This is a genomic window from Pantoea sp. BL1, from assembly GCF_000963985.1.
GTDB lineage: Bacteria > Pseudomonadota > Gammaproteobacteria > Enterobacterales > Enterobacteriaceae > Pantoea > Pantoea rwandensis_B.
The window spans coordinates 31361-50756 of sequence record NZ_JZRH01000047.1; the positions used below are offsets into that span (position 1 = coordinate 31361).

Below are 19396 nucleotides of genomic sequence, written 5' to 3' on the forward strand. Positions count from 1 at the left end.
CCCAGGGCTCGTCCTCATAAGGTCGCCATTGATGGCGACCTTTTCAATTCTGGCGCACCGTAAACACAGAATACGCCATCTGGCGCACCCTTAAGGCTGAAAAATCCCTTCCTTAACCTGCTCTGGCGTCACGACGCCGGTATCCAACACCCAACCGCTGATCAGTGCAGCTGGCGTGACATCAAATGCCGGATTGAAGACCACCGCGTTATCCGGTGCCCACTGCACACTACCAAAACTGCCGGATACGCCGGTGACTTCACTGGCGGCACGCTGCTCAATCGGGATGGCATCGCCGTTCGGGCATTGACGATCCAGCGTGGTGTGCGGCGCCGCCACATAGAACGGAATGCCGTGATAGTGCGCCAGTACCGCCAGGCTGTAGGTGCCGATTTTGTTCGCCACGTCGCCGTTAGCGGCAATGCGGTCTGCGCCGACCCAAATCGCATCGACCACGCCGCGCGCCATTAAACTTGCAGCCATCGAATCGGTGATCAGCTGGTAGGGAATGTGCAGCTCGCCCAGTTCCCACGCGGTTAAACGACCGCCCTGCAGCAGTGGTCGCGTCTCATCCACCCAGACGCTTTTCACTAATCCTTGCTGATGGGCATGCGCAATCACGCCCAGTGCTGTACCCACGCCTGCGGTGGCGAGACCGCCGGTATTACAGTGCGTCAGCAGCTGGCTGCCTGGCTTGACCAGAGCGCTGCCGGCGCGGGCAATGTTGTCACACAGCTGCTTATCTTCTGCCACCAGGCGCAGCGCTTCGGCGCTCAGGGCGTTGACGTGATCGCTCTCCGCCAGCGCAATCTTCATACGATCCAGATTGTTCATCAGGTTGACGGCAGTCGGGCGCGATGCACGCAACACCTCCAGCGCTTCCGCCAATGCCGCGCGGGTGACACCTTGCTCGCCCAGCAGCGCCAGCAGCAAGCTGGCTGAAAGGCCAATCAGCGGGGCGCCGCGCACGCGCAGCGCATGGATGTGATCAACCAATTGCGTCACAGTGTGCGCAGGAAGCCAGTTTTGTTGTTGTGGCAGCGCTTGCTGGTCGAGGATCCACAGTTGATTATCGCGGACCTCAAGACTGGTGGTACGAAGTGTTTGCATGGTGTGAAATCCCTGTTGCGTTAATAGCGGCTATTGTGCCAACATGCGTGACGGATGTATAGACGTCCAAACGGCTTATTACTATCGAATGTCGAGGAACAGGCAATGTCGCAATACCGTACCTTCACCGCTGCTGATGCGGTGGAATATGCTAAAAAATTTGGCGGTGTGGACGATCCGTCAGCGCTGGTCAGCGCAGAAGAGATCGGCGATGGCAATCTCAACCTGGTGTTCAAGATTTTCGATAACCAAGGACAGAGCCGCGTGGTGGTGAAACAGGCACTGCCCTATGTGCGTTGCGTGGGTGAGTCCTGGCCGTTAACGCTGGATCGCGCGCGCCTCGAAGCGCAGACGCTGGTTGAGCACTATAAACATTGCCCAGAACACACGGTTAACGTCACCCATTACGATGCTGAACTGGCGGTGATGGTGATGGAAGATCTCTCCAGCCATCGCATCTGGCGCGGCGAACTGGTAAAAGGGGCTTACTACCCTGAAGCGGGGCGTCAGCTGGGCGAATATCTGGCGCAGACGCTGTTCCATACTTCTGATTTTTTCCTGCATCCGCACAAGAAAAAGGCCGAAGTCGCGCGTTTCATCAACCCGGAAATGTGCGAAATCACCGAAGACCTGTTTTTCAACGATCCCTTTATCGATCACGAGCGTAATAAATACCCGGCGGCACTGGAGCCGCTGGTGGTCAGCCTGCGCACTGACGATGCGCTGAAAATCGCGGTGGCCGGGCTGAAGCACCGCTTCTTTGCGGATGCCGAAGCGCTGCTGCACGGCGATGTGCACAGCGGCTCAATCTTCGTGGCCGATGGTAGCCTGAAGGTGATCGATGCGGAGTTTGGCTATTTCGGTCCGATTGGCTTTGATGTCGGCAGCGCGATTGGCAATCTGCTGATTAACTACTGCTGCCTGCCGGGTCTGCTGGCCCCGCGTGAAGCGGCAGAAGGGCGTGAACGTCGTCTGAGCGATGCGCATGAAGTCTGGACGCAGTTCTCCAGCCGCTTCCTTGAACTGGCTCACGCCAAAACCTCTGATGTGGCGCTGGCGTATCCGGGCTATGCGGAAGCCTTCCTGCGCAAAGTATGGAGCGACACCATTGGTTATTGCGGCACGGAACTGATTCGTCGCACCGTGGGCATGTCTCATGTGGCCGACTTCAAACAGATCGCCGATGAGACCATGCGGACAGAATGCATTCGCAGTTGCATCACGCTGGGCCGTACGTTGATTCTCGCGGCAGATCATATTGCGGATGTCGATGCGCTGATTGCGCGCATTCGTCAGGCGGGGTAAGTCAGGCTCCAATCTTATAACCGCGCCATTCACTGCGCGCTTTGGCCGCGAAACCGCTATGTGTATGCGGGATAAGTTATGCCTGGCCCATCAAAAAAGCCTCCGTCAGGAGGCTTTTTCGTGTTACGCGGCTTCACTGGCGCGCGTGGCGCCTTTATCCTGCGGCTTTGGTGAGGCCAGTGCCTCCGGCACAAACTCATCGACGTTGATGGCTTTGAGACGGCTGGCTTCAGCGCGCGTCAGTACTTTGGCTTCGCTCTCATCAATCCAGCCCTCTTTCAACGCACGCTGTGCCAGCGCATCCAGACGGGTAAACGACAGATGTTTTTTCTGCTGCTGGCAAAGACGTTCATGAATCACTTCTGCGGCCATCACATCCTGCAGCGCCTGCTCCAGTTGGCCGGCTGGATTGTGTTCGCTTGGCGTCAGGTACATGCCACGGCCCAGACGTGTACGGGTGGCTGACGGCAGTTGCAACAGCTTCGCCAGTTTATGATCCAGTTTGTCAGACGGTGCCGGGCAGTGTTTGCCACCGGCGAAGATCACCATGCGCAGCGCGCCTGCCACCAGACGATTAGGGAAATTACGTAGCAGGTCATCCATCGCCACCTCAGCCTGATGCAGCGCATCCTGCACGCCCCAGTGCACCAGCGGCAGATCGGCTTCATTGCGGCCTTCATCGTCAAAGCGTTTCAGGGTAGCAGAGGCGAGGTACATCTGGCTCAGCACATCCCCCAGACGTGCTGAGATACGTTCACGACGTTTCAGGCTGCCGCCTAACACCGCCATCGACACATCTGACAGCAGCGCCAGGTTGGCGCTCAGACGGTTGAGCTGCTGATAGTAGCGGCGGGTCACGTCGCGGGTTGGCGACGCGCTGGTGCGGCCGCCGGTTAAACCGAGCCACAGACTGCGCACTTTGTTGCTACCGACATGGCCAATATGGCTGAACAAGGCACGGTCAAAAGCCACCAGATCGTTTTTAGCCGCCGCGTTCATCTCTTCCAGCACCCATGGATGGCAGCGAATCGCGCCCTGGCCAAAGATGATCATGCTGCGCGTCAGGATATTGGCGCCTTCCACGGTAATCGCAATCGGTGCGCCCTGATAAGCTCGCGCCAGGAAGTTGTTGTCGCCCAGCATAATGCCTTTACCGCCGGCGATATCCATCGCATCGATAATGGCGCGCTGGCCGCGGTGGGTGCAGTGATACTTCACGATAGCGGACAGCACCGCGGGTTTTTCACCCAGCATAATGCCGCTGGTGATAAGCGTAGCCGCCGCATCCATCACGTAGGCGTTACCGGCAATGCGTGCCAGCGGTTCTTCGATCCCTTCCATTTTACCGATAGAGACTTTGAACTGACGACGGATATGCGCATAAGCACCGGTTGCCAGCGCAATGCTTTTCAGACTACCGGTCGAGTTGGAAGGCAAGGTGATGCCGCGACCGACTGACAGGCATTCAACCAGCATCCGCCAGCCCTGACCGGCCATCGACGGGCCACCGATGATGAAATCGATCGGCACGAAAATATCTTTACCGCGTGTTGGACCGTTCTGGAACGGCACGTTAAGTGGGAAGTGGCGATGGCCAATCTCTACGCCCGGCGTTTGCGTCGGGATCAGGGCGCAGGTAATACCCAGCTCTTCAGTCTCACCCAGCAGATGATCGGGATCGGAGAGTTTAAAGGCCAGGCCGAGCACGGTAGCAATCGGTGCCAGCGTAATGTAACGCTTGTTCCATGTCAGGCGCATGCCCAGCACTTGCTGACCTTGCCATTCGCCCATGCACACCACGCCAGTATCCGGAATGGCACCCGCATCCGAACCCGCTTCCGGGCTGGTCAGCGCGAAACACGGAATTTCATCGCCGCGTGCCAGACGCGGTAAATAGTGATCTTTCTGCTCATCGGTGCCGTAATGCTGCAACAGCTCGCCTGGGCCGAGTGAATTAGGTACACCCACGGTGATCGCCAGGATACCGGAAACGCCCGCCAGTTTTTGCAAGACGCGCGCCTGAGCATAGGCAGAGAATTCGAGGCCGCCATACTCTTTCTTAATGATCATGGCGAAGAAGCGATGCTGCTTGAGATACGCCCACAGTTCCGGCGGAAGATCGGCCAGTTCGTGAGTGATCTGGAAATCATTCGCCATACGACAGGCTTCTTCGACCGGCCCTTCGAGGAAGGCTTGTTCCTCTTCCGTCAGACGTGGCTGCGGATAGTTGTGCAGTTTCTGCCAGTCTGGCTTGCCACGAAACAGATCGCCTTCCCACCAGGTCGTACCGGCATCAATCGCTTCCTTTTCCGTACGCGACATCGGTGGCATCACTTTCTGGAAGCTGTGCAGCGCAGGTTTGGAGAACATACTGCGACGCATGGCAGGCAGGTTGAAGGGCAGCAGAATAATCGCCAGTGGCAGCAGCAGCCACGGCGTCCACAGGCCTGCAGCAGCCAGCCCGGCAGTCCATAGCAACAGGACTGCGCTGCTGAGCCGCAGCGAAACTTGATGGTAGAAGAGGGCGCTAATGACAATCAGCGTCGCGACAATCGAGGCAAGCAACATAATGAACCGCTCCGTAAGTTGTAAGAGGTCTGACCTGTTATAGGGTAAGGTTTAGAGCAGTGATCGCTTTTTAGCAATCTGTTTACATCGCAATTACAACAGAACTCACAAAATCTCACTCTCTGGAGACCAACAGAGCAGGAACGGCAAAGCCTGAGCATTTTTCCCCGATGCAGGCGCTTTGCGGCTTTGTCCCATTCCGTTAAACTTGCAGGGTAAATCTTTCCTCTAAAGGACATCCCTATGTATCAGGACATTATTCGCTCAGAACTTAATGAAGCAGCCGATACGCTTAATAAGTTCCTGAGTGACGAAGCGAACATTCACGCGATTCAGCGCGCGGCAGTCTTGCTGGCAGACAGCTTCAAAGCAGGGGGCAAAGTGCTTTCCTGTGGCAACGGTGGTTCTCACTGTGATGCGATGCACTTTGCTGAAGAGCTGACGGGGCGCTACCGTGAAAATCGTCCTGGCTACCCGGCGATTGCCATCTCTGATGTAAGCCACCTTTCCTGCGTCAGCAACGATTTTGGTTATGACCATGTGTTCTCGCGCTATATCGAAGCCGTAGGCCGTGAAGGTGATGTGCTGCTGGGCCTGTCCACTTCAGGCAACTCGGCGAACATCATCAAAGCGGTCGAAGCGGCACGCGCCAAAGGGATGAAAGTGATTACCCTGACCGGTAAAGATGGCGGCAAAATGGCAGGCACAGCGGATATCGAAATTCGCGTACCGCATTTTGGCTACGCTGACCGCATTCAGGAGATTCACATTAAAGTGATTCATATCCTGATGCTGCTGATCGAAAAAGAGATGGTTAAGTAATGACGCGTCACTCCTGCTCACGCGGGAGTGCTGACTTAAGGCGGTTGCTATGTGCGAATTGCTCGGGATGAGCGCCAATGTCCCCACGGACATCTGTTTCAGTTTTACCGGTCTGGTGCAGCGTGGCGGCGGAACCGGGCCACATAAAGATGGCTGGGGCATCACTTTCTATGAAGGAAAAGGGTGCCGCACATTTAAAGATCCTCAGCCCAGCTTTAACTCACCGATCGCCCGTTTGGTGCAGGAATACCCGATCAAATCACATTCCGTGGTCGCTCATATCCGCCAGGCGAATCGTGGTGAAGTGTCGCTGGAAAACACCCATCCGTTTACCCGCGAGCTGTGGGGACGTAACTGGACCTACGCGCACAACGGGCAGTTGAAAGGTTACAAACAGCTGGAGACCGGGACTTTCCGACCCGTTGGCGAGACGGACAGTGAGAAAGCGTTTTGCTGGATCCTGCATAAGCTGTCTGAGCGTTATCCGCGCACTCCGGGCAACTGGCCGGCGGTATTTCGCTACATTGCTGAGCTGGCGGCTGACATGCGCGAGAAGGGCGTGTTTAACATGCTGCTGTCGGACGGTCGTTATCTGATGGCGTTCTGCTCGACCAATCTGTATTGGATCACTCGGCGTGCGCCATTTGGCAAAGCCAAGTTGCTCGATCAGGATGTAGAAATTGATTTTATGCAGCAAACAACGCCGAAGGACGTTGTGACGGTGATTGCGACACAGCCGCTGACAGGAAATGAAACCTGGCACCGGATAGTGCCAGGCGAGTGGGCATTATTTTGCCTGGGTGAGCGCCAGGAATGACTTCGAGGCAGCATCCGGTGTAGCAATCACCGGCGTGCTGTTCACCGCATATTGACCCGTCGTTGTCACGTTAACCGTTGGCGGTATGTGGTACTTCTCAAAGTACGCATAACCTGGCTGCAGTTCACGCCAGAAGTTGATGTACGTTGAGTGGCGATGACGCTGCATGTTGCTATCGGTCATATGGAACGGATAGATATTGATCTGTACATCCTGCTGACCGTTGCGCAGCGCAGCGTTGACGTAGGTAAAGATCTCATCCATTGATGCGTTGGTCATGGCGTAGCAGCCAATTGAGACGCAATCACCGTGAATCATCAAATAGTTACCGTCATAGCCTTTATCACGATCGTATTGATTCGGGAAGCCGGTATTAATCGCGCGGTAGAAACGGCTGTCCGGTTTTAACTGGTTCAGCTTAACGTTATAAAACCCTTCCGGACTTTTAAAATCGCCCTGACGACGCTTAGGCCCTAAACCGCCAGAGAAATTACAAATGCGATAGCTGTCCAGCAGACGATATTCATTACCGATTTTGCCGTACAGTTCCAGCGTACGCTCTTCCTTGAAGATCTGAATAAAAACAGGGGTGCCAAGTAATTGTTTCTTTAACTCTTTGCTCACCGGTGCCGACAGTTGCGTTGGCTCTGGCGAAATGGCCCAGCTAAGGACTGGCATAAGAATCATCGCAAGCCACAATGCGATTCTGCCCATTCTGTGTGTACCTTGAAGTGAAGAGAGACGATGACGCTGAGCGTCTTGGTATTGCATTATCGGAAATATCCGCTACCGCAGCGCAACATTAACATTGTCTGAGGTTTAATCAAGACAGTCTCCGAGAAAATGGTGCAATCCTAAAGGGATTACGACCAGAATTTTGTAAACTTTAATTCGTCGCTCAACAAATATTGCCGAAGTTTTTTACTGCTGTATACTTATCCAGTATTCGGAGGGCGTATGCGCAAAATCATTCATGTCGATATGGACTGCTTTTTCGCGGCCGTTGAAATGCGCGACGATCCTTCATTAACGGATATCCCAATCGCCATTGGCGGCAGCCGGGTGCAGCGTGGCGTTATCAGTACCGCCAACTATCCCGCGCGCAAATATGGCGTGCGCAGCGCAATGCCGACGGCAATGGCGCTCAAGCTCTGCCCGCATCTGAAATTACTGCCTGGACGCTTCGATGCCTACAAAGAGGCGTCACGCCAGATCCGCGATATTTTCGCACGCTACACCCCATTGATTGAGCCCTTATCACTGGATGAAGCGTATCTTGATGTCACCGATAGCGAGCATTGTCAGGGCTCAGCGACGCTAATGGCGCAGGCGATACGTGCCGATATCCTGCGCGAAACCGGTTTAACCGCCTCGGCGGGCATTGCGCCGATCAAATTCCTCGCCAAGATCGCCTCCGATTTGAATAAGCCCAACGGGCAATACGTCATTACACCGCAAGTGATGCCGGACTTTTTGCTGACGCTGCCGTTGAGCAAAATTCCAGGCGTAGGAAAAGTGGCGACCAAAAAACTGGAAGAGATGGGACTGCGCACCTGCGCCGATGTGCAGAGAGCCGATCTCGCCCTGCTGCTGAAGAGATTTGGTAAATTCGGCCGCGTGATCTGGGAACGCAGCAACGGCATTGATGAGCGCGATGTAGTGGTGGAGCGCGAACGCAAATCGCTCGGTGTCGAACGCACGCTGATGGAAGACATCCACAGTTGGGAGCAGTGTCTGGCCATCATTGACTATCTCTATGCTGAGCTGGATCGACGCCTGACAAATATCCGGCCCGACAAGCAAATTGCGCGTCAGGGGGTGAAGCTCAAATTTAATGATTTCCAGCAGACCACGCAGGAGCATGTTTGGCCGGTGCTGAACAAGGATGACATGATCGCGGTGGCGCGGCAGGCATGGGATGAACGGCGAGCCGGACGCGGCGTGCGGTTGGTGGGATTGCATGTGACGCTGGTGGATCCGCAATTGGAGCGGCAGTTGGTGTTGGGTTGGTAAAAACGGCGATTTCATCAGCGTGATGCTGGTCAGCTGCGAGTGGCCTGTCTTTCAAATGCAAAGATCCGCACAGGCCATTTCTGATACGCATAAAAAAAGCTGCCATAGTAAAAATGGCAGCTCTTCTTGAGTCTGGCTTAGCTAACAAGCATGACGTCTTGATGCGCAACTAGTGTGCAACACTCGGTAGCTAAATCACTTCTTAGCGTACTTCGCTTCCAGTGTGGCAAACCACGGCGCAACAAAATCGTTGTTCACACCCCAGCCCGGAATGATCTTGTTCAGGGTTGCCACGTTAATCGCCCCTTGTTGGCTGTTCAGCAACTGCTGCGAAATGGAAGACGCCTTAAACTCGTAGCTTGCCGGAGTGGCTTCACCCGCGATTTTATTGGCCACTAAGCGCATATTGACCGCACCGATGGTTTTTGGATCGACCGCGACCGTCTGCACCCATGGACTGTTCTTCTCATGCATCAACTGCAAGTCCTGGTTGGATACGTCAATACTGTAGATTTTGATTTCAGTACGACCATTCTCCTGCAGCGCTTTGTAAGCACCCTGACTGAATGCGTCCCACGATGCCCAAATCGCATCTATTTTGCCTTTTGGATATTTTGCCAGGATCGCACCCACTTTGTTGGCGGTGTCGCCCTGTACATCGGTAGAAACTGCGCCAATGGATTCCAGCTGATGAATGCCTGGATTCTCTTTCAGCAATTTCTCATACACCACCTGGCGACGTTCCTGCGGCGGGAAGCCTGCGACCCACAGTTTGATGATGTTGGCTTTACCATGGAAATCACTGATCAGCTGACCCAGTGACGCCTGCGCCAGCGAGGCATCATCTTGCGCAGTGACGGTCACGCCATTGATCGGCGTATTCACCGGGGTATCAAAGACGGACAGTTTGATCCCTGCATCGACAATGTGTTGCACCAGCGCGGTGGAGTAGGGTTCTTTGCCGTGAGAAAGAATGATGCCATCGTATTTCTGGCTGATCGCCTGATTAACGAAGTCCTGGAAACGCGCATCATCGCCATTACTCAGGAAAGTACTGACTTTAAAGCCCAGTTGACGACCTTGCTGAATGGCACCGGCAATAAACTGTGTGGTGTTATCGTCTGAGCCCAGGTTACGGATGATGGCGATGCGCACCGGGCCTTCGTGATTCGCAATCGCAGCAGGGACCGGGGTAACCGTATCGGCAAAGGCAGCGCTGGCGTGCAGCAGGCTTAATGCCAGCAGCGAAAGGGTAATTTTTTTCATTAGATTCTCTTTCTCAGTAAACGCGCCTTAGCGGCGCTGAATATAGGTAATTGCCAGTGCCAGAGCCAGCACCAGACCTTTGATAATGTCCATGGCGTAATAAGGCACGGACAACATCACCAGCCCGTTCTGCAACACACCAAGAATCACCGCGCCCACCAGCGTACCGAGCGCGTTAGGTTTGCCGGAACCGGCCAGCGAGAAGCCAATCCATGCCGCGGCAACGGCATCCATCAAATAACCGCTGCCGGCATTCACCTGGGAAGAACCAATACGTGATGCCAGCAAGATACCGCCCAGCCCGGCCAGCAGGGATGCGAATACATAGGCCAGAACGCGATAGCGCGTGGTACGCATACCGGAAAGTCGTGCGGCTTCTGGATTGCCCCCCAGCGCGTACATGCGACGGCCATGTTTGGTTAACGACAGTGCCAATTGCGCCACAATCGTCACCACCAGCATGATGACGACAATGGTCGGCACCTGACCCAGCAGACCGAACGCTGCGGGGATGGTGCCTTCCGCCATATCGCCGCTCGGCATCACCATATTCTCGGTAATCGAACCGCCGAAGCTGTAAGTCATCGCCACGCCCTGAATAACAAACAGGGTTGCCAGCGTAGCCAGCATGTCGGGAATGCGCAGAATCACGATCAGGAAGCTGTTGAGCAGCCCCACCAGGGTGCACAGCAGGAGCGTAATGATGATCGCTTCGGTGGTGCCAAAGCCATGCCAGACAAACAGCGAAATCACCAGCGCATTGGCCAGTGAGGCCGTTGAGCCCACCGACAAATCGAAGCCGCCGATGGTCAGCGAAATCGACACGCCAATCGCAATCACCGTGACGATAGCAATCGAACGCAGGATGTTGATGATGTTGGTGGGCTCGAGGAAGCTGTCCGATGCCAGGCCAAACCCGGCGATCAGGATCACCACGGTCAGCAACATGCCCCATTTATAGAGAAAATCGAATAATTTATGACGCAGAGAAGGCTGCGGGTTCAGGGATAGTTCTTTGCTGCTCACGCAGGGGTTCCTCCGGTGGAATAAAGCAATAGCATCTCTTCAGTGGCCTCACGACCTTCCATCTCTGCCACAATGCGCCCATCCCAGAGCACACAAATACGATCACATAAGCCGACCAGTTCGGAAAACTCGCCCGAAGCGTAAATGATGCCTTTGCCTTCGCGCGCCAGGCCATCAATCAGACTAAACAGGTCGGTCTTGGCTTTGATGTCGACGCCTTTGGTCGGCTCATCAAAAATCAATACGTCGGCGTTGTTGCGGAGCCATTTCCCAATTGCCACTTTTTGCTGATTACCGCCCGATAGGCGACGCAGAATCTGCGCCGGGCCAGTGGTGCGCACGTTGAGACGCTGAATCACCTCTTCAGCCCAGCGCCAGGCCTGGCGATGGCCGAACAAGCTCCAGCGGGAAAAACTGTTGTCGGCGCTGACGCTCAGGTTCATGCTTACCGGTTCATCGATAAAAATACCTTCCTTGCGACGCTCTTCCGGCACCAGCGCCATGCGGTTTTCCACCGAATCGTGCGGTGAACGCGGCCGCCACGGTTTGCCGTGCAGCTCGCCTTTTTCGACGCGGCTTTTGCTGGCGCCAAACAGCGCCTTGCACAGCTCGGTTTTCCCCGCGCCCGCCAGGCCAGCGATGCCGAGAATTTCACCTTTGCGCAGATGCAGTGAAATATCTGCCAGCAACTGGTCATCGTGCAAACCCTCCACCGACAGCAATAGCGGTTGTTCGCTACGTTCACGTCGTGGCGGATAGACATCGGTCAACTGGTGTCCCAGCATCTTCTCAACGATCTGTTCGCCGCTCAGCGCCGCCATTGGGCTGCTCTCAATCAAGCGGCCATCACGCAGCACGGTTAAGCGGTCGCAAATCGCTTTGAGTTCGTGAATGCGGTGGGAGATAAACACCACGCCAATGCCGTTGCGCTGTAAACGACGCACCACGGTAAACAGACGCTCGCTTTCATGCTGATCCAGCGGCGCAGTCGGTTCATCCAGAATCAGAAAACGGCAATGGTGGGAGAGGGCGCGCGCCAGCAAGATTTGCTGCTTCTCAGCCAGCGAGCAGCGTTCCACCAGACGATTAACATCGATGTTCACTTCCAACTGATTGAGCAGGGCACGCGCCTGGCGACGGATTTCACGCCAGCTATAGATATGGCCGGGTTCTGCCAGCTGATCGAGCAGAATGTTTTCCGCCACGCTGAGCTGCGGCACCAGCGCCACATCCACTTCCTGCTGCACCAGATGAATACCGAGTTTTTTGGCATCGCGCGGTGAACGAATGGAGACCGGCACATTGTCCAGCAGGATCTCGCCACTGTAATCACGGTGCGCGCCTGATAGCACCGCCATCAATGTAGACTTTCCCGCGCCATTGGCCCCGGTCAACGCATGCACCGACCCGCCTTCGGTAAGGAAGTCGACCTGGGTCAGCGCGGCAAAACCGCCAAAAGCGATGGAGATATTACGCATCTCCAGGCGGTTAATCGCACTCATGGGGTCAGGCCTTTCATTAAAAGAGTGGGTGGCATTTTTTCTGAACCCATAACGCTGGGCAACAAATGAAAGCGCATAAGCTAGCACGAAATCTTATTAGCCATCCAGACATCTGGGCGTAACGGCGTCTAAAACTGGTGAGGGAGTGTGGAGTGGTAGAATGCTGGGGTGATAAGCAGGATTTATAGTGAAATATGCTGCTCTTTGCAGTCGGTCTCAAAAGGGGGGCCGGCAAATATTGCGGCTTTATTAGCTAGAGGATCCTTAACTTCAGAATGGCAGGCATAAAAAAACCAGGCCTTAGCCTGGTTCCTTGAGCATCGCAAAGACTTACGCTTTCTCTGGCACCACGTTCAGCAGCGCAGTCAGCAGTTTCCAGTACAGACCGACGCTCTCAATGTGCACCTGCTCATCTGGTGAGTGTGGACCGGTAATGGTTGGCCCAATCGACACCATATCCATGTTCGGATACGGCTTCTTGAACAGACCACACTCCAGACCCGCGTGAATCACCTGAATGTTTGGCGTTTTGCCAAACAGCGCTTCGTAGGTTTTACGCGTCAGCGCCATCACTGGCGAATCGGCATCAGGCTGCCAGCCAGGATAACCGCCTTTCGGTGCCGTTTTCGCGCCAGCCAACTGGCCCAGTGAAGTCAGGGTTTCAACCACCCAATCTTTGCCGGTGTCGATCAGTGAACGAATCAGGCAGATGATTTCAGCATTGTCCTGATCCATGGTCACCACGCCGACGTTCAGCGAGGTTTCCACCACGCCTTTGGCCACGTCAGAGTTGCGGATCACGCCGTTCGGGGTGCTGTTCAGCAGGTTGATGAAGCGATCGCGGCTGTCGGTGGTTAGCGCCTGGCCTTGATGTGCCAGCGGCTCGGTGGTTAACGCAATGTTCTTCTCTTTAATGCCCAGCTCGTTCAGCAGCGTAGCCTGGAAATGGGCCGCAGCCGATTTCAGTGCATCCACTTTATGGCTGTCGATCGCCAGCGTGGCAAAAGCTTCGCGCGGAATCGCATTACGCAGCGTGCCGCCAGTGAACTCAATCAGACGCACATCCAGTTCCTGCGCGTAGACCGCAAAGAAACGCGCCAGCAGCTTGTTGGCGTTGCCCAGACCATGATGAATATCGGCACCGGAGTGGCCGCCTTTCAGGCCTTTCAGCGTGAGCTTCAGGGTTTCAAAGCCCGCAGGTACGGCTTCACGGTTTAATGGCAGGGTGGTGATGAAATCAATACCGCCTGCGCAACCCATGTAGATCTCACCCTCTTCTTCGGAGTCGGTGTTGATCAGGATATCGGCCTGCAGCCAGTTTGGCTGGAGACCAAATGCGCCATCCATGCCCGATTCTTCGGTCATGGTCAGCAGCACTTCCAGTGGGCCGTGGGTCAGGCTGTTATCAGCCAGCACCGCCAGCGCAGAAGCCATGCCAATACCGTTGTCAGCGCCCAACGTGGTGCCACGTGCTTTGACCCACTCGCCATCAACGTAAGGTTGAATCGGATCTTTAGTGAAGTCGTGCACCGTATCGTTGTTCTTCTGCGGCACCATATCGAGGTGCGCCTGAAGTGCGACAGGGGTACGTTTTTCCATGCCCGCAGTGGCCGGTTTACGAATCAGGATATTGCCGACCTGATCGCGCTCAACCCAAAAGCCCTGCTCTTTGGCCCAGCTCACCACGTGTTCGGCCAGCGCTTCTTCATGGTAAGAAGGGTGCGGAATGGAGCAGATTTTAGCGAAAATATCCCACAGCGGTTGGGGGGAAAGTTGCGACAATTCAGACACAATGCATCTCCTGTGTCAGCGCGGCGGACATACCGCTCGCACGCCGGGTTCCAGTGAAAGATCGCCGTCAGCACATCTGACGTGATGTGGCTGAGAATATCACTGTTTTTCACCGGGTGCGTACTCAGGCGCGCTAAAATCCTGCATCCAATGCGACAGATGCTGGTTTTTAACGCGTCAGATCCTTATAATCTCGCGCAACCTTTTCCCCCTTGCCTATTTTTAAACCAACATTGTTGGTCGGGATTTCTTTTATGAGCGAAAAATACGTCGTCACCTGGGACATGTTGCAGATCCATGCCCGTAAACTGGCCCAGCGCCTGCTTCCTGTGGAACAGTGGAAAGGTATCATTGCGGTAAGCCGCGGTGGTCTGGTTCCGGCATCGCTGCTGGCGCGTGAATTGGGTATTCGCTATGTCGATACCGTCTGCATCTCAAGCTATGACCACGATCATCAGCGCGAAATGAAAGTGCTGAAGCGTGCGGAAGGCGACGGTGAAGGTTTCATCGTGATTGATGACCTGGTGGATACCGGTGGCACCGCGCAAGCGATCCGCGATATGTATCCAAAAGCGCGTTTCTGCACCATCTTCGCTAAGCCAGCTGGCCGTGCGCTGGTGGACGACTACATTGTCGATATTCCGCAGAACACCTGGATCGAACAGCCATGGGACATGGGCGTGGTTTATATCCCGCCAATCGTCAAAAGCTGATTGATGCAACGCAAACAACGCCCGGTTATGCCGGGCGTTGTGCATTCTACGCCTCGCACCCAACATGTGGGTGCAGTACACTCTTAGGCATCTATGCGACTATCGCGGGAGAACGTCTAAGATGTCGGATAAAAACCTCAGCGAAGAGCTTTTTAAGCCCCGCTTTAAACACCCGGAAACCTCCTCTCTGGTGCATCGCCAGCATCACCATCCGGTACAGGTGCACAACACCCTGGAAGGGGATACCCAACCTTGCTGGTATCGCATGCTCAACAAACTGCTGTGGACGTGGCGCGGCCTGTCTCCGCAGGAGATCAGCGAAGTGCTGGCGCGCATCGCCATCAGTGAATATGAGCATACTGACGACGCCCAACTTGATACGGTGATTGGCTATCGTGGCGGCAACTGGAACTATGAGTGGTCGAAGCAGGCCGCCTTGTGGCAACAGCGCGCGATGGAAAATGAAGATCACGAGGAAGCCGGGCATCAATGGATGCGGGCATCTAATCTCTACAGTATCGCCGCCTATCCGTATATAAAAGGCGATGATCTGGCCGATCAGGCACAGGTGCTGGCAAACCGGGCATATGAAGAGGCCACGCAGCGACTGCCGGGTGAGCTGAAAGCGCTGACCTTCCAGATCAGCGGTGGCAGCCCGGTCACCGGTTTCCTGCATATGCCTGCCGGGGCCAAAGCCCCATACCCGACCGTGCTGCTGTGCGGTGGCCTGGATTCGCTGCAAAGCGATCATTATCGCCTGTTCCACGATTATCTGGCGCCGCGTGGTATCGCCATGTTGACGCTGGATATGCCTTCAGTGGGCTTTAGCAGCAAATGGACGTTGAATCAGGACACCAGCCAGCTTCACCAGCAGGTTTTGCGTGAGCTGAGTAATGTGCCGTGGATTGATCACACGCGCGTTGCGCTGTTTGGCTATCGCTTTGGCGCCAACGTCGCCACGCGACTGGCTTATCTGGAAGTGCCGCGCCTGCGTGCGGTCGCGACACTGGGCGCGATGGTGCATAACGTGTTTGTCGATGAGCAACGCCAGCAACAACTGCCGGACATGTACATGGATATGCTGGCCAGTCGTCTGGGAATGCCTTCCGCGTCTGACAGCAACCTGCGCATTGAGCTTAATCGCTATTCATTGAAAGTGCAGGGCCTGCTGGGGCGTCGCACGCCGACGCCGATGCTGGCGGCTTACTGGCCGGGCGATTTGTTCAGCCCAGAAGAGGAGGCACAATTGATTGCCAACTCTTCCGCACAGGGCAAAGTATTGGCGATACCCGCCACGCCGGTGTTCTCCAGTTTTGAGAAAGCGTTAAATCAAATCTGTGACTGGTTAGCAAAACAATTGGGTGTATGACTGGCAAAAATTCGACGCTCTGCTACTACTTATATCCGGGATATTTTGCGTTGCGCGCGTGATTCGCGTAACGAGAAATAATTTTACGGTTATTTGAGGGAGAATTAGCATGACGTTACCGAGTGGTCATCCCCGTAGTCGCCTGCTGAAGCGCTTCACCGAATTGGGGCCGTACATCCGTGAAGGAAAATGTGAAGAGCAGCGTTTCTTCTTTGATTGCCTGGCGGCGTGTGTCAACGTTAAACCCGCACCCGAACTCCGTGAGTTTTGGGGCTGGTGGATGACGCTGGAAGCGCACGAAGACCATTTCACCTATGAATACCACTTTGGTTTGTTTGATAAAGACGGTGACTGGGGTGTGGCGACGATCAAAGGCAAAGAGAACAACGAGAAAGTGGAGAGTACCTTGCGTAATTTCCACGAGCGTTTGAAAGCCGTGCTGCATGACCTCAAGCTGGATCTCAAACCGGCATCGGGATTTAAAGAGGAGCCGGTGAAGCTCAGCGCTTAACCCTGCATTCCCAGAGCGTGGCTTTTAAGCCAGTCTGATAGAGATAAAGAAGAAAGAGCCGGTGATGAGCCGGCTCTTTTTTTATAGACACATTGAGGGTAAAGCTAACTGCTTAGAACTGGTAAGTCAGACCAACTGCAACGATGTCGTCGTTGTTCAGTGACAGACGGTTGTCGTCGTTCAGCTGGTTGATTTTGTAATCAACAAAGGTAGACATGTTTTTGTTGAAGTAGTAAGTCGCGCCAACGTCGATGTATTTAACCAGGTCAGCATCGCCGATACCTTCGATATCTTTCCCTTTAGTCTGTACATAACCAATGGACGGACGCAGGCCGAAGTCGAACTGGTACTGTGCAACCAATTCAATGTTCTGTGCTTTGTTAGCCGCACCCGATACAGAAGCACCTGTCACTGAGTTGGTGCCGCTGATTGGTGTCATGTTACGGGTTTCGGTGTAGATCGCTGCCAGGTAAACGCTGTTAGCGTCATACTTGATACCTGCGCCCCATGAATCTGCTTTATCACCAGAACCGTAAGCACGAGCTTGCTGCTGGTTAGTACGGTCAGAAGAGGTGATTGCAGACATCAGGCTGATGCCGGTATCGCCAATGGTGTAACCCAGTGATGCACCGTAACCGTCGCCATTCTGGCGAGAAGTATCGGTGGCGCTACCACGTGCGTTGGCGCTGGTAGAGTCGTTTTTACCCTGGTATTGCAGCGCGAAGCGCAGGCCATCAACCAGACCGAAGAAGTTGCTGTTGCGGTAAGTCGCAACACCGGTAGCACGAGCGGTCATGAAGTTATCAGTACGCGCAGTACCGTCACCACCGAATTCAGGGAATACGTCAGTCCATGCCTCAACGTCGTACAGTACGCCGTAGTTACGACCGTAGTCGAATGAACCATACTGACCGAATTTCAGACCCGCAAAGCCCAGACGGGTTTTGTTGCCTGAGTTAGCGTCAGAACCTTCAGAGTTGTTGACGTTGTACTGGTATTCCCACTGGCCGTAGCCGGTCATCAGATCGTTGATCTGGGTCTGACCTTTGAAGCCGATACGAACGTAAGATTTGTCACCGTCGTTTGAAGCGGCATCACTAAAGTAATGCTCAGCTTTAACGCGGCCGTAGAAGTCCAGTTTGTTGCCGTCTTTGTTATAAACTTCTGCGGCTTGGGCGGTGGAAGCCAGTGCCAGCGCTGATACGACTAATGCCAGTGTGCTCTTCTTCATTTGCTATCAATCCCAATGAGTAAAATTTGTTGTACCCTTGAAAGGGTTTGTAAAACAGGGGACTTTTTACCGACTGGTGATGAAAGTTTTATGACAGTTTTTCTGATTTCTTGTTAATCGCGAACTTTTGGTCTACCGCATTGTCAGGGGTTTTTTGTGCTTTTCCCCTTGCTGTTATTGGCTTCCTCGCTCACTCCTGATAAAACGTCCCTTCGCAGAATTTTTTTCTTATATGGCAGGAAAAACATGAGTGGCAGTCAGACCCTTGTGGTCAAGTTGGGTACCAGCGTCCTCACCGGCGGTTCACGTCGGCTGAATCGTGCGCACATGGTGGAGTTGGTTCGTCAGTGTGCACAACTGCATGCGGCGGGTCATCGTATCGTTATCGTCACTTCCGGCGCGATTGCCGCTGGACGCGAACACCTGGGTTACCCCGAACTGCCGCCTACCATCGCCTCAAAGCAGCTGCTGGCTGCGGTGGGGCAGAGCCGTCTGATTCAGCTGTGGGAGCAACTGTTCTCGATTTACGGCATTCATATCGGGCAGATGTTGCTGACTCGTGCGGATATGGAAGATCGTGAACGCTTCCTCTACGCACGTGACATGCTGCGTGCGTTGCTCGACAACCATATCGTGCCGGTGATTAACGAGAACGATGCTGTTGCTACCGCTGAAATTAAAGTGGGCGATAACGATAACCTGTCTGCGCTGGCGGCGATGCTCGGCGGTGCGGATAAACTGCTGCTGCTGACCGATCAACAGGGTCTGTTCACCGCCGATCCGCGCACCAATCCCGAAGCCGAGCTGATCAGCGATGTGCACCAGATTGATGACGCATTGCGCACGTTAGCCGGAGGCAGTGTTTCTGGCCTCGGCACCGGCGGCATGGCGACTAAACTGCAGGCGGCTGATGTGGCCTGCCGTGCCGGTATCGACGTGATCATCGCGGCAGGTAGCCGCCCGGATGTGATCAGCGATGTACTGTATGGCAAGCCGGTCGGCACCCGCTTCCACGCACAGCAATCACCGCTGGAAAACCGCAAGCGCTGGATCTTCGGTGCCCCACCTGCGGGGGAAATCACCATTGATGATGGTGCACTGGCTGCGGTATTAGAGCGCGGCAGTTCACTGCTGCCGAAAGGCGTACGTGAAGTGCAGGGCAACTTCTCTCGGGGTGAAGTGATCCGCATTCGCAACCTGCAAGGTCGTGATATCGCCCATGGCGTGACGCGCTACAACAGCGATGCGATGCGCATGATTGCCGGTCATCACAGTCAGGAAATTGGCGATATCCTCGGTTACGAATATGGCCCGGTTGCGGTGCATCGTGACGACATGATCGTCAGTTAAGG

16 protein-coding genes are annotated in these 19396 nt (G+C 54.7%); 8 read left to right on the forward strand and 8 right to left on the reverse strand.

Going from position 1 to position 19396, the window contains the following annotated elements:
* Positions 1-90: 90 nt before the first annotated feature.
* Complete coding sequence (gene mtnA, locus VH86_RS19710; protein WP_045833872.1) at positions 91-1110, reverse strand: S-methyl-5-thioribose-1-phosphate isomerase; 1020 nt, start codon at positions 1108-1110, stop codon at positions 91-93.
* A 105-nt stretch (positions 1111-1215) separates the two neighbouring features.
* Here mtnA and mtnK point away from each other — a divergent pair, with 105 nt between their 5' ends.
* A complete protein-coding gene (gene mtnK, locus VH86_RS19715; RefSeq protein WP_045833873.1) occupies positions 1216-2415 on the forward strand; it encodes an S-methyl-5-thioribose kinase in 1200 nt (399 codons plus the stop codon).
* A 123-nt stretch (positions 2416-2538) separates the two neighbouring features.
* On the opposite strand, the gene fadE is transcribed toward mtnK, so the two are convergent.
* Positions 2539-4983, reverse strand: a complete 2445-nt coding sequence (gene fadE, locus VH86_RS19720) for an acyl-CoA dehydrogenase FadE (protein WP_045833874.1) — start codon at positions 4981-4983, stop codon at positions 2539-2541.
* A 243-nt stretch (positions 4984-5226) separates the two neighbouring features.
* Between fadE and lpcA the strand changes: the two genes are divergently transcribed.
* Positions 5227-5805, forward strand: coding sequence for a D-sedoheptulose 7-phosphate isomerase (gene lpcA / locus VH86_RS19725; protein ID WP_034825351.1), 579 nt, complete (start codon positions 5227-5229; stop codon positions 5803-5805).
* Between the two features lie 49 nt (positions 5806-5854).
* A complete protein-coding gene (locus VH86_RS19730) occupies positions 5855-6622 on the forward strand; it encodes a class II glutamine amidotransferase (protein WP_038648781.1) in 768 nt (255 codons plus the stop codon).
* Here VH86_RS19730 and dpaA read toward each other — a convergent pair.
* Entirely contained in the window at positions 6593-7336 is a 744-nt protein-coding gene (dpaA, locus tag VH86_RS19735) for a peptidoglycan meso-diaminopimelic acid protein amidase (protein ID WP_045833875.1), read from the reverse strand. The two genes, VH86_RS19730 and dpaA, sit on opposite strands and share 30 nt — an antisense overlap.
* 243 nt (positions 7337-7579) lie before the next feature.
* Between dpaA and dinB the strand changes: the two genes are divergently transcribed.
* Complete coding sequence (dinB, locus tag VH86_RS19740; protein ID WP_045833876.1) at positions 7580-8635, forward strand: DNA polymerase IV; 1056 nt, start codon at positions 7580-7582, stop codon at positions 8633-8635.
* Positions 8636-8830: 195 nt separating this feature from the next.
* Here dinB and VH86_RS19745 read toward each other — a convergent pair whose 3' ends face one another.
* The 4 genes from VH86_RS19745 to pepD form a co-directional block, all read right to left on the reverse strand.
* On the reverse strand, positions 8831-9901 hold the full coding sequence (locus tag VH86_RS19745; protein WP_045833877.1) for a sugar ABC transporter substrate-binding protein: 1071 nt from the start codon (positions 9899-9901) through the stop codon (positions 8831-8833).
* Positions 9902-9928: 27 nt separating this feature from the next.
* The gene (locus VH86_RS19750; protein WP_045833878.1) at positions 9929-10927 is read right to left on the reverse strand and encodes an ABC transporter permease; all 999 of its coding nucleotides are present in this window, start codon (positions 10925-10927) and stop codon (positions 9929-9931) included.
* Positions 10924-12429: a sugar ABC transporter ATP-binding protein gene (locus VH86_RS19755; RefSeq protein ID WP_045833879.1), complete on the reverse strand. Its 1506-nt coding sequence runs from the start codon at positions 12427-12429 to the stop codon at positions 10924-10926. The genes VH86_RS19750 and VH86_RS19755 overlap by 4 nt, the downstream gene beginning before the upstream one ends.
* Before the next feature lie 330 nt (positions 12430-12759).
* Complete coding sequence (gene pepD, locus VH86_RS19760) at positions 12760-14220, reverse strand: beta-Ala-His dipeptidase (RefSeq protein ID WP_045813724.1); 1461 nt, start codon at positions 14218-14220, stop codon at positions 12760-12762.
* A gap of 254 nt (positions 14221-14474) precedes the next feature.
* Between pepD and gpt the strand changes: the two genes are divergently transcribed.
* The 3 genes from gpt (at position 14475) to crl (ending at position 16813) form a co-directional block, all read left to right on the forward strand.
* Positions 14475-14933 carry a xanthine phosphoribosyltransferase gene (gpt, locus tag VH86_RS19765; protein WP_007887137.1) on the forward strand — a complete coding sequence of 153 codons (459 nt, stop codon included), beginning with the start codon at positions 14475-14477 and terminating at the stop codon, positions 14931-14933.
* A gap of 121 nt (positions 14934-15054) precedes the next feature.
* Complete coding sequence (gene frsA / locus VH86_RS19770) at positions 15055-16302, forward strand: esterase FrsA (RefSeq protein WP_045833880.1); 1248 nt, start codon at positions 15055-15057, stop codon at positions 16300-16302.
* Positions 16303-16411: 109 nt separating this feature from the next.
* Entirely contained in the window at positions 16412-16813 is a 402-nt protein-coding gene (gene crl / locus VH86_RS19775) for a sigma factor-binding protein Crl (protein ID WP_038648758.1), read from the forward strand.
* Between the two features lie 112 nt (positions 16814-16925).
* Here the strand turns inward: crl and ompC are convergent, their stop codons facing one another.
* On the reverse strand, positions 16926-18044 hold the full coding sequence (ompC, locus tag VH86_RS19780; RefSeq protein WP_038648755.1) for a porin OmpC: 1119 nt from the start codon (positions 18042-18044) through the stop codon (positions 16926-16928).
* Between the two features lie 246 nt (positions 18045-18290).
* Here ompC and proB point away from each other — a divergent pair, with 246 nt between their 5' ends.
* A complete protein-coding gene (proB, locus tag VH86_RS19785; RefSeq protein ID WP_038648752.1) occupies positions 18291-19394 on the forward strand; it encodes a glutamate 5-kinase in 1104 nt (367 codons plus the stop codon).
* Positions 19395-19396: the final 2 nt, after the last annotated feature.